Source organism: Streptomyces sp. SID5469 (genome assembly GCF_009862865.1).
GTDB lineage: Bacteria > Actinomycetota > Actinomycetes > Streptomycetales > Streptomycetaceae > Streptomyces > Streptomyces avermitilis.
This window is the reverse complement of the sequence record NZ_WWIN01000001.1, coordinates 8,046,886-8,058,002: the sequence shown is the minus strand read 5'-3', so window position 1 is coordinate 8,058,002 and position 11,117 is coordinate 8,046,886. Positions and strand designations below refer to the sequence as shown.

Genomic DNA, 11,117 nt, shown 5'->3' with positions numbered 1-11,117 from the left:
TGCGCCCGTGGGCCTCTGCGGCGCTACAGCAGATACGCCGGGGTGGCCACGGGCAACGTAAATCGGAATTCGGCGCCGCCGCCGGGGGCGCGGCCGACCGTGATGCCGCCGCCGTGGGCCTCGACGATGCCCTTGACGATGTAGAGCCCGAGGCCCGTGCCGCCGCGCTTGCTGCCCCGCCAGAAGCGGGTGAAGACGCGGTTCATGGACTCCTCCGGGATGCCGGGACCCTCGTCGCTCACCGTGACCGACGTGGCAGCGTGCGCAGTGCCCTCGTCGTCCGTCCGCTCGCGCGGGGACGCCGAGGGCGTTACGTCGATCGTGACGGTTCCCTCGCCGTGCCGCACCGCATTTTCGAGGAGGTTGCTGAGCACCTGGTCGATCTTGTCGGGGTCGGCCCACAGGGCGGGCAGGGGCTGCTCTATGCGGAGCAGGAACCGGTCGGCGGGCTGCCCCGCGGCGACGTACGCCTGGATGTGCCGCCCGACGGCCGCGCCGATGTCGACGGGCTGACGGCGCACCTCGAGGCGTCCGGAGTCGATGCGGGAGATGTCGAGCAGCTCGGCGATGAGCCGCGTCACACGGTTCGCGTCGGCGTCGACGGTCTCCAGCATGAGTTTCTTCTGGTCGTCGGTGAAGCGCTCCCACTTGGCGAGCAGCGTGGCGGTGAAGCCCTTGACCGAGGTGAGCGGGGAGCGCAGTTCGTGGGCGACGGTGGCGATCAGCTCGGCGTGGCTGCGCTCGGTGCGACGACGGGCTTCGGTGTCCCGCAGGGAGACGACGAGGCGGCGGACCGGCCCGGTGGGCCTCGTCCGCACGTAGCGCACCGACACGAGGACTTCCCGGCCGCCGGGGAGCAGCAGGTTGCGCTCGGGCTGTGCGACGCGGATCGCGAGGCCGCCGTAGGGGTCGGTCAGCTGCCACCAGCGGCGGCCTTCGAGGTCCTCCAACGGCAGGGCGCGCTCCAGCCGCTGCCCGAGGGCGTCGGCGGCGGACACGGCGGTGATACGGGCCGCCGCGGCGTTGAAGCAGATCACCCGCCCGTGTTCGTCCGCCACGACCAGTCCGTCGGGCAGTTCGTCGGGGTCGATGCCGAGTTCGGCCAGATCACCGCGCCGGGACGCGGGTGTGCCGCGCACGTCCTGTGCTCGCGGCGCCTTCTGTGCACCGCTCGTGCCGACACTCATCCCCTTACCCCACCTCTCGTCCGGCGTTGGGGGTACCTCCCTGCTCCAGCGCAGCCGAGAGCTTGGGGGAGGGCTCCCGAGCCCGTCACCCTACTAGCTGTCCGTGACGGAGCGGCACCCTCCGGAGGCGCGCTGTGCACGGGCGGACGCGTAGAGACATACGGCGGCGGCCGTGGCGAGGTTCAGGCTCTCGGCTTTTCCGTGGATGGGAACGCGCACGACGGCGTCGGCCAGCGCACGCGTCTCCTCCGGGAGCCCCCAGGCCTCGTTCCCGAACACCCAGGCGGTGGGCCCGCCCATGGTGCCCTTGTCGAGTTCGTCGTCGAGGTCGTCGTCGCCCGCGCCGTCCGCGGCCAGGATCCGCACGCCTGCGTCCTTGAGTCCGGCGACGGCCTGGTCGACGGGCACGCCGACGGCGACGGGCAGGTGGAACAGCGAGCCGACGGAGGCGCGCACCGACTTGGGGTTGTAGAGGTCCACGGAGGCGTCGGTCAGTACGACGGCCTCGGCGCCGGCGGCGTCGGCGCAGCGCAGCACGGTGCCGGCGTTCCCCGGGTCGCGCACATGGGCGAGTACGGCGACGAGCCTCGGCCGGGCCGCGAGGATCTCCTCGAAGGGGGTGTCCAGGAAGCGGCAGATCCCGACGAGCCCCTGGGGGGTCACGGTGGTCGAGATGTCGGCGATCACCGCCTCGTCCGCGAGGTGCACGCGCGCCCCGGCGTCCCGGGCCTCCCCGATGATGTCGGCGTACCGCTCCGCCGCCTCGGCGGTCGCGAAGAGCTCGACGAGCGTGGCGGCGTCCGCGGCGCGGTGCGCCGCCGCCTCCCGCACGGCCTGCGGGCCCTCGGCGAGAAACAGCTGTTCCTTCCCCCGGAAGTTCCGCTTGGCGAGCCGCCGCGCGGCGGAGACACGAGGAGAGCGCGGGGAGATCAGCTCGGGGGCGGCCGACATGGGGGTTACGTCACCTTCGGGTTTATGGGGGTGGGGGTCTGCTGTCCGCGGCGGCGGGGGAACGCACACGGACCCGCAGGCCTCGAAGGCCTGCGGGTCCGATTCAGGCTCGAGCCGACGCCGGCGTCACGCAGCCTTCGGCGCGTTCACGTCCGACGGCAGGGCCTTCTGCGCGACCTCGACGAGCGCGGCGAACGCGCCCGCGTCGTTGACAGCCAGCTCCGCGAGGATCTTGCGGTCCACCTCGATGTTGGCGGCCTTCAGACCCTGGATGAGGCGGTTGTACGTCATGCCGTTGGCGCGGGCAGCGGCGTTGATGCGCTGGATCCACAGCTGACGGAAGTCGCCCTTGCGCTTCTTGCGGTCGTTGTAGTTGTAGACCAGCGAGTGGGTGACCTGCTCCTTGGCCTTGCGGTACAGGCGCGAACGCTGACCGCGGTAGCCGGAGGCCGCCTCGAGGATCGCCCGGCGCTTCTTGTGGGCGTTGACTGCCCGCTTGACGCGTGCCACTTGTTAACTCCTTGTAGCGGGGCCGTGGGTGTGGTCACACGGCCCGAAATCGATTGGGTCCCGGTCCTGACGTACGGCGCCTAGGCGCCGATGCGTCACTTGCCGAGAAGCTTCTTGATCTTCTTGGCGTCGCCCGGGGCCATCTCGGCGTTGCCGGTGAGGCGGCGCGTCAGGCGCGACGACTTGTGCTCGAGCAGGTGGCGCTTGCCGGCGCGCTCACGGAGCACCTTGCCGGAGCCGGTGACCTTGAAGCGCTTGCTGGCACCGCTGTGCGACTTGTTCTTCGGCATAGCGCCGTTCTCTCCTCGTCAGTGGCGTTCCGATGCCCGGTCGTGAAACCGGGCACAGTGGAACGTCATGTGTATCGGTTGGCATCCCGGGGCCTTCGCCCTGGGATCAGGCCTCGGTGGAAGCCTCGGCCGGGGCCTCGGCGGCCTCGGTGGTCTCGGCCTCGGGGACCTCGCCCTCGGGAAGCTCGCCCTCGGGGATGTCTTCGTCGGCGGCGTTCTGCGAGCGGCCGGGGTTGGCCTTCGCTTCGGCCTTGCGAGCCGCCTGGGCCTCACGGGCCTCGGCCATCGCCTCGGTCTTCTTCTTGTGCGGACCGAGAACCATGATCATGTTTCGGCCGTCCTGCTTCGGACTCGACTCGACGAATCCGAGGTCCTCGACGTCCGTGGCGAGACGCTGCAGCAGTCGGTAGCCGAGTTCCGGCCGGGACTGCTCGCGACCACGGAACATGATCGTGATCTTGACCTTGTCGCCCTGCTTGAGGAACCGGACGACGTGACCCTTCTTGGTGTCATAGTCGTGCGGGTCGATCTTCGGCCGGAGCTTCATCTCCTTGATGACCGTGTGCGCCTGGTTCTTGCGCGCCTCACGGGCCTTCATGGCCGACTCGTACTTGAACTTCCCGTAGTCCATGAGCTTGCAGACCGGCGGGCGCGCGCTCGCGGCCACCTCGACCAGGTCAAGGTCGTACTCCTGCGCAAGCTCCAGGGCCTTGGCAAGCGGAACAATCCCGACCTGCTCACCGCTGGGACCGACAAGTCGCACCTCGGGAACGCGAATCCGGTCGTTGATGCGGGGCTCTGTGCTGATGGATCCTCCTCGGTAGCACCACACGGCGGTCTGGCGGACAGCCGCGTATGTCCTGACGACATTTGGACCAACTGTCGAGGGGCATGAAAAATGCCCCGGACGGGACACAGGCGGGGCTCCAAGAACTACCGGAGCACCGCCGCGGTCAACCGCGGGGCGCGCTTTCGGGCGATTCCATCGTCCGTACGGAACGATGGTGACCGCCTGACCGGGTGACCCGCCGTCCCGGAGGACAGTCAGGTGGGAGATCGGAGCCTCCACTTGTGGGTCGGGCACATGCGTGTCCGACCGGTCGTTACACAAGGTTAGCAGTTCCGCGATGCGTGCGCTAACCAGGTGTCGCCCGGCTCCCGCGGTCGGGGCCGGGTCCCGCAGTCGGGGGCGGGCGCGCCGGGGCCTATCGTGTGGGACATGAGTGACACCCCTCCCCAGACTCCCGACTTCGACACCATGACCCGCGACATCGCCGAGGTCCCCGCGGTCGAGGTGATCGTGACGGTCGCAGTGAACCTGATGAGCGCCGCCGCCGTGAAGCTCGGTCTGACCGAGGAGGGCGACGAGCACAAGGACCTGGACGAGGCCCGCAAGCTGGTGCACGCCCTGGCCGGTCTGCTCGACGCGAGCACGACGGAGATCAGCTCCTTCCACGCGGCGCCGCTGCGGGACGGCCTGAAGTCGCTGCAGCTGGCGTTCCGCGAGGCGTCGCTCGTCCCGGACGAGCCGGGCCAGGGGCCGGGCGAGAAGTACACGGGCGCGGTCTACGGCTGACTGCGCTTCGACTGACGGCGCTTTTGGCTGACGGAGCTTTTGCCTTACGAACGTTCGTTGCGACGGCTTGCGGTTGCGGCTGCGCCGTTTAGCTAACGAACGTTCGTCGCAGCCTCCGCCGCTTCCACAGTCTTTTGGCTAACGAACGTTCGTTAGCTCCGCACGAAGAGGGGCTCGCCCGGCGGCGTGGCCTCGGCCGGCAGAAGTGCCAGGTCGAGCCCGCGCACCAGGCGGGCCCTCAGCGTTGTGTCGGCCGCCAGCCGCTCGGCGACCGCGCGGGCTGCCTCGGCCGGCGCCGCGGCCGGATCCAGTACGAGAGCCAGGGTGCCGTCCGCCTGCCCGGGACCGAGGTGGGCACGCCGGACCGCGGGCACGGCGGCGACGGCGGTGCGTACGGCGTCGACCACGGCGGGGTCCGCGAGCGGGTCCGTCGTCGTCCGTCCCTCGGCGAGGGCGAGCAGTGCGGGGCCCGTCAGCTCGTACGCGACGGGGCCGGCCAGGTCGAGCACGATCGTGTCCGCCTTCTCGTGCACGGCGGCCTGCAGCGCCTGGTGCAGGGGGACGGCGACGGGGCGGGCCTGCGGGTCCCAGCGGGCCAGCGACTCGGTGGAGGTGAAGGCCGGCAGTGCGGTGCGGTTCCCGGCCTTCAGGGTCGGCACCGCCATGTCGCTGGTCTTCTCGCGGCGCAGCCCGTTCTCGTCCTCCTCGACCTCGCCGAGCACGGCCACCACGGGCACGAGCAGGCGGGCGCCCTTGAGCGCGTCCAGGACCGGGCCGACGGCCGTGCGGTCCTCGGCCCAGGCGGCGAGCGCCGCGCTCAGCCGGGGGTCGGCGGAGCCGTCGTCGTCGGAGAAGCCGGAGTCGGGAATGTTCTTGTTCGCCACGGTCACCGACCCTATCGGGGGGTCTCTGCTGCGCTTGTGCCGACCCTGAAACGCGGGGTTCACGCCTTTCACGGGTTTCTCAGATTTCCCTGACACGCCTCTAACTTTCGTCTAACGGCGCGCACAGGACCGGGCTCCAGGCTCGCGGGCATGGAGTCTCACAGAGCTCACCGCCGCGCTCGTCCGCCCCGTCGCCGTCCGCTGCTCTACACCGTTCTCGCCACCGCCGTCATCGTGGGCGGTACGGCCGCGGGGACCGCGTACGTGAAGGCACAGGCGCACGCCGACGCGGGCACCGTATCGTCGTCGGCGACACCCTCGGCTTCGGCCCCGGCGAGCGAGGAGGCATCGGTGGAACCCGCGGCTGACCCGTCCGTGGACCGGAACGCGCTGCTGGCCAAGGCCATGAAGTCGGTGACCGTGGAGGACGGCGCGGACGTGTCCGTGGCCGTGCTCGACCCGGACTCCGGCGACAGCGCCTCGTACGGCGACGGCACCTTCGACACGGCGAGCATCGTCAAGGTCGACATCCTGGCGACGCTGTTGCTCCAGGCGCAGGACGCGAACCGGCAGCTGACGGCGCGGGAGAAGACGTACGCCACCGAGATGATCGAGAACAGCGACAACACGTCCGCGTCGGCGCTGTGGGCCGCGATCGGCCGGGCGGACGGGCTGGGATCCGCGAACCAGCGCTTCGGGCTCGAGGGGACCGAGGGCGGGGACGGCGAGCTGTGGGGGCTGACGCAGACCACGGCGGCCGATCAACTCGCCCTGCTCCAGCAGGTGTTCGGGGACGACTCCGAGCTGAGCGAGGCCTCGCGGACGTATCTTCAGGGGCTCATGGGCGAGATAGCGACGGACCAGCACTGGGGTGTGTCGGCTGCGGCGGACGGCACCAAGTGGGCCCTGAAGAACGGGTGGCTGGCGCGGAGCACGACCGGCCTGTGGGACATCAACAGCATCGGCCGGGTCACGGTGAACGGACACGCGTACCTGATGGCGGTGCTGTCGAACGGCAACACCACGAAGGCGAAGGGGATTTCGCTGGTGGAGGCGGCGGCGCAGGCGGCCCTGTCGGCGTTCGAGGACAGCGCCGGGTAGCCCGTACCCGGGCCGTGTCCGGAAACCGGCCGCGTCCGGAAACCGTCAGAAACCGTGGGGGCGGCGCCTGTTGCGGCCGCGCCACAGGGCCACCGCCGCGATCAGCAGTGCCGCGCCCAGGCCGCCCGCCAGCGGACCCGCCCAGCCGGGGGAATCGCCGGAGTCCTCCGCGGTGTCGGGACCGGAACCGAAGTACCGCTTGCCGTATGCCGTCGAGTGCAGCCCCTCGGTCTTGAGCCGGGCGCCGGCCTCGATGGCGGCGGCGGGGTCGATGAAACCGAAGCCGCGGGAGTCGTCACGGCCGCCGGTGGGGGCGTTGCGGGCCGTGTCCTCCAGGAGCTGCTTGATCTGTGCCGGGGTCAGGCCCGGATCGGCGGCCCTGATGAGCGCCACCGCGCCGGAGACGAAGGCGGACGCGGCGCTCGTGCCCCACCCTTCGTAGTACTTGTGGTCCGGGTCGGCGATGACGACGTCGACGCCGGGTGCGCTGACGGTGGCGTACCAGCGGCGGGTGGAGAAGGAGGCTCGGGTGCCGTAGCGGTCGACGGCGGTCGCGGCGATCACTCCCGGGTACGCGGCCGGGTACGAGATGTGGTCGCCCTTCTCGCCGCCGTTGCCGGCCGACGCGACGACGACCGCGCCCTTCTTCAGGGCGTACTGGACGGCCTCGTCCTCGGCGGGTTCGGGGTGGGCGGACTTGGAGTCGTCGCCGAGGGAGAGGTTGATGACGTCGGCGCCGTGGTCGGCGGCCCAGCGGATGCCTTCGGCCAGCGCGTTGCCACGGGTGTTGCGGGCCTTCGCACGGGCGTTGTCGCCGTCTTCGAGGATCACGCGGACGGGCAGGATCCTGGCCTCGGGGGCGATGCCCATGACACCGTCGGCGTCGCCGACGCCGTGCCCGTGGCCGGCGATGATGCCGGCCATGGCCGTGCCGTGCCGGGCCCAGGCACGGTCGCCGCGCCGGGCGCCGAAGCCGACCATGTCCGTGCCGGTGAGGACGTTGCCCGCGAGGTCGGGGTGTTCGTCGTCGACGCCCGTGTCGAGGACGGCGACGGTGATGCCCTTGCCCTTGGTCGTGCTCCAGGCCTGCTGGGTGTGCATGGCGTCCAGGGCCCACTGCTTGGCGCGTATGCCGTCGGCGTGGGCCGTGGTGGCGGGCAGCAGCGCCAGGGAGCCGGCGAGGAGGAGCGTGAGCAGGCGCGCACCGGTCCGGCGCGGGGCGCGGTCTTTGGACGGCTTGCGGACATCTGTGGGCCGGCGCGTCATGAAGGCTTCTCCGTGGCCGAGGTGACGGTCTTGCGGAGGCCGCGCTCGATGCGGTCGGCGAGGCCCTGCGCCTCGTGGCCGAGGCCGGCCTGGGCGGGGGCGGTGGTGGCGCCGGCCTGTATGGCCTCCGCGGCGGGCTGCGGGTCGGTGACGCTGCGGCCGTCGGCGAAGCCGGAGACGGCGTAGACGACGACGGGAGCGTCCGTGAGGACCGACAGCGTCCAGGAGGCGCGCTGGTCGTCGCCGAAACCGGCCGCGACGGTGCCCTTGGCGGCGTACGGCCGGGGCATCAGGTCCGTGCGCCGGCCGAGGTCCTCCGTCTTGAAGCGGGTTTTCAGAGCGCTCATGGCGGTGGTGTCCGCCTTGGTGAACAGCAGGCCGACGGTGGTGACATGGCTGCGGGTCGCGTCCATGTAGGTGGCGCGCAGCAGGCGCAGGCAGCCGACGGGCGCGAGGGCTTTGCGCAGCAGCGGGTCGAAGGCGTCCTTGCAGCCGCTGTCGGGGGCGACGGCTATACGTGTCCAGGTCCGGTCGGCGCCGCCGGGGCCCGCGCCCGTCCCGTCGACGGTGGCCGGGAACAGCTTGTCCACGGGGACGCTGTGCCACAGGCCGCCGGCCGCGACGAAGGCGCTGGGCGAACCGGACGGCGCCGAGTCGTCCCCGGTGAGCCAACTCCCGGTCACCGCACCGCCGATGAGCCCGAGGCCGAGTACGACGCAGGCGGCGGCCGCGGCGACGCGGGGCCGCACGCGCGCGCCGAGGAAGCGTGGCCGGGCGGTGTGGTCGTCGTACGTCTCGGGCCGGCCGAAGGAGACGAAGGGACGGTCCGTGGCGGGGGGTGGGACGGAGCCGGCCGGTGACGCAGGGGCTGGGGCTGGTGCTGGAGAGACTGGTGGGGCCGGGGCGGCCGCCTTCTCCTCCCGTGCGGGCCTCAGGCGCGCGGTTGTCTCCACGATGCCGTCCGTGCTCGGCGGAACGGCGGGCCTCGGCGGCGCGGCGGTCGGGCCGAGGTCGGCGGGGGCCGCCGAGGACCTGGCGTCCCGTGCGGGGTCGGCGGGCGACACGGGCGGCGCGTCCGGGAACCGCGCCGAAGCCACGGGCGGGGGCGGGGAGTCGGGTGCGGAGTTCCGGTCGAGACGGAGGTTGGGGAACCGTGGGGACTCGGCGGCCCGCCGGGACGACACGGCGGACGAGGGCGCGTCCGGGGTGACGGAACGCGGGAGCACACCGGAGTTGCCGTTGCGGACGGTCGGATCGGCCGCGGAGCCGGACGGTACGGGCGCGCTGCCCTGCGCCGGTACGGACGCGGAGCCGGACGGTACGGGCGCGCTGTCCTGCGCCGGCGGGCGGGTGGGCCGGGGCGGGGGCGCCGTCGGTGGGGACGCGGCGGAGGCGGCCTGTCGCCCTGCGGTCGGCGGCACCGTGGGCCCGGCCCCGACGGCCGGGGGCCGTTGCGGTGCGGGCGGCGGTGCGGTCGGTGCGCCGCCCGTGGTGGGGCGTCCCCCGGGCGTGGACGGAGGCACGTTCGGTATGCGGCTCGCGAAAGGGCGTTCGTACGACGGAGGCATTCCGGGCCGCGGGTTCCGCGCGGCCGGACGCGGTACCGCGAGACGCGGGACCGCGGAGGGCGGATCCTGCGGTACCGGAGGCACCGCCCCGTCCGTGTCCCGCGAAGTCGCCTGCCCGTCCCGCGAGGCCGGCCCGGTGGGCGGCGGTGTCGTCGGGCGGGGCGGGACCGCAGGGCGCGGGGGAATGGAGGCGCGGCGCGCTTCGGTGCTCATGCACCCCCCGTTTCGTTGTGGCCGGGCCGCCCCGGGGCCTGCCGGGGGCGTTCGACCGCCTGTGCGGAGCGGTCTGCACGCGGGGTACGGGAAACACCTCGCAGGATCGCCCGCCACGGGCAGACATACCCGCCCGGCCGGTCCGCCATCCCGGGCGCACCCGCCCGGGCAAGGTCGTTCCCCTCGCCGCGTGCGCGTCACTCTACGGGTTGACACGCCCGTAACGGGAACCAGTCCGCACCCCCGGGGCATCTGCCCGGAACGTCCCCCTACCCTGCGGTAATCGCATCTGGCAGGCTTCGGTCATGACTGCCCGCGCCGCAGACCGGGCCCGCTACGATCGGGCCACCGCTCAGCTCGACGCCCCTGTCGCGATCGTGGACCTGGAGGCTTTCGACGCCAACGCCGACGACCTGGTCCGCCGGGCCGGCGGCAAGCCGGTCCGCGTCGCCAGCAAGTCCGTACGCTGCCGTGCCCTGCTCGAACGCGTGCTGGCCCGGGACGGCTTCGCGGGCATCATGTCGTTCACGCTCGCCGAGTCCCTGTGGCTCGCCCGCTCCGGGTTCGACGACGTCCTGCTCGCCTACCCGTCGGCGGACCGCAAGGCCTTCTCCGAGCTGGCGGGCGACCCCAAGCTCGCCGCCGCCGTCACCGTCATGGTGGACGACCCCGCGCAGCTGCGTCTGATCGACGAGGCACGCCAGGGCGGCACCGAAGTCGTGCGTGTCTGCCTGGAGTTGGACACCTCGCTCAAACTCCTCGGGGGCCGCGTCCGCGTCGGCGCCCGCCGCTCCCCCCTGCACTCCGCCGCCCAAGTCGCCGACCTGGCCCGCGCGGTGGCGCGGACGCCCGGCTTCCGGCTCGTCGGGATCATGGCGTACGAGGGACACATCGCCGGCGTCGGCGACGCGGTGGCCGGCCGGCCGGTGCGCTCGCGTGCCGTCCGGCTGATGCAGGCCGCGGCGCGCAAGGAGCTGGCCCAGCGGCGTGCCGACGTCGTGCGTGCGGTCCGCGCCGTGGCGCCCGACCTGGAGTTCGTCAACGGCGGCGGCACCGGCAGCGTGCAGCACACGGCCGCCGAGGACGCGGTGACCGAGATCGCGGCCGGCTCCGGGCTGTACGTGCCGCGGCTGTTCGACAACTACACCTCGTTCAGCGGGCGTCCGGCCGCCCTCTTCGCGCAGCCCGTCGTGCGCAGGCCCGGGGTCGGGGTGGTGACCGTGCTGGGCGGCGGCTACCCCGCGTCCGGCGCGGCTGGCGCCGACCGGCTGCCGGTCCCCTGCCTCCCGGAGGGACTGAAGTACGACCCCCAGGAGGGACCCGGCGAGGTGCAGACGCCTCTGCTGGGCTCCCCCGCCGACGATCTGCTCATCGGCGACAAGGTGTGGTTCCGGCACGCCAAGGCGGGCGAGCTGTGCGAGCGGTTCGACGTGCTCCATCTCGTCGAGGGCGACGAGGTGACGGCGACCGTGCCGACGTACCGGGGCGAGGGGCACACGTTTCTGTAGAAGGGCACACGTTTCTGTAGCGGGGCACACGTTTCCGTAGCGGGCTGCCTCGACGCGTCCGTG

General features: G+C 72.3%; 11 protein-coding genes. 3 read left to right on the top strand and 8 right to left on the bottom strand.

The genetic code is table 11. The annotated features are described in order from the left end of the window. Positions 1-23: 23 nt before the first annotated feature. The 5 genes from GTY58_RS34980 to infC all read right to left on the bottom strand — a co-directional run bounded on the left by GTY58_RS34980 (position 24) and on the right by infC (position 3,770). The gene (locus GTY58_RS34980; protein ID WP_010988140.1) at positions 24-1,187 is read right to left on the bottom strand and encodes an ATP-binding protein; all 1,164 of its coding nucleotides are present in this window, start codon (positions 1,185-1,187) and stop codon (positions 24-26) included. 93 nt (positions 1,188-1,280) lie between these two features. Further along, positions 1,281-2,138: an RNA methyltransferase gene (locus GTY58_RS34975; protein WP_037646493.1), complete on the bottom strand. Its 858-nt coding sequence runs from the start codon at positions 2,136-2,138 to the stop codon at positions 1,281-1,283. A 126-nt stretch (positions 2,139-2,264) separates the two neighbouring features. Next, positions 2,265-2,648: a 50S ribosomal protein L20 gene (gene rplT, locus GTY58_RS34970; protein ID WP_010988138.1), complete on the bottom strand. Its 384-nt coding sequence runs from the start codon at positions 2,646-2,648 to the stop codon at positions 2,265-2,267. Positions 2,649-2,743: 95 nt separating this feature from the next. Next, positions 2,744-2,938 (bottom strand): 50S ribosomal protein L35, encoded by a 195-nt coding sequence (gene rpmI, locus GTY58_RS34965; protein WP_007829094.1) that lies wholly within the window; start codon positions 2,936-2,938, stop codon positions 2,744-2,746. Positions 2,939-3,044: 106 nt separating this feature from the next. Then, on the bottom strand, positions 3,045-3,770 hold the full coding sequence (gene infC, locus GTY58_RS34960; RefSeq protein ID WP_010988137.1) for a translation initiation factor IF-3: 726 nt from the start codon (positions 3,768-3,770) through the stop codon (positions 3,045-3,047). 387 nt (positions 3,771-4,157) lie between these two features. On the opposite strand from infC, the gene GTY58_RS34950 reads away from it, so the two are divergent. Beyond that, positions 4,158-4,514, top strand: coding sequence for a DUF1844 domain-containing protein (locus GTY58_RS34950; RefSeq protein ID WP_010988136.1), 357 nt, complete (start codon positions 4,158-4,160; stop codon positions 4,512-4,514). A gap of 152 nt (positions 4,515-4,666) precedes the next feature. On the opposite strand, the gene GTY58_RS34945 is transcribed toward GTY58_RS34950, so the two are convergent. After that, positions 4,667-5,398 carry an SseB family protein gene (locus GTY58_RS34945; RefSeq protein ID WP_010988135.1) on the bottom strand — a complete coding sequence of 244 codons (732 nt, stop codon included), beginning with the start codon at positions 5,396-5,398 and terminating at the stop codon, positions 4,667-4,669. A gap of 150 nt (positions 5,399-5,548) precedes the next feature. On the opposite strand from GTY58_RS34945, the gene GTY58_RS34940 reads away from it, so the two are divergent. Next, positions 5,549-6,499, top strand: coding sequence for a serine hydrolase (locus GTY58_RS34940; protein ID WP_010988134.1), 951 nt, complete (start codon positions 5,549-5,551; stop codon positions 6,497-6,499). A gap of 45 nt (positions 6,500-6,544) precedes the next feature. On the opposite strand, the gene mycP is transcribed toward GTY58_RS34940, so the two are convergent. Continuing rightward, positions 6,545-7,765 (bottom strand): type VII secretion-associated serine protease mycosin, encoded by a 1,221-nt coding sequence (gene mycP / locus GTY58_RS34935; protein ID WP_010988133.1) that lies wholly within the window; start codon positions 7,763-7,765, stop codon positions 6,545-6,547. Next, on the bottom strand, positions 7,762-8,862 hold the full coding sequence (locus tag GTY58_RS34930) for a hypothetical protein (RefSeq protein ID WP_107083129.1): 1,101 nt from the start codon (positions 8,860-8,862) through the stop codon (positions 7,762-7,764). Before GTY58_RS34930 ends, mycP begins: the two co-directional genes overlap by 4 nt. A 989-nt stretch (positions 8,863-9,851) precedes the next feature. Here GTY58_RS34930 and GTY58_RS34925 point away from each other — a divergent pair. Then, positions 9,852-11,054, top strand: a complete 1,203-nt coding sequence (locus tag GTY58_RS34925) for an amino acid deaminase/aldolase (protein WP_010988130.1) — start codon at positions 9,852-9,854, stop codon at positions 11,052-11,054. The last annotated feature ends 63 nt before the right edge of the window (positions 11,055-11,117 follow it).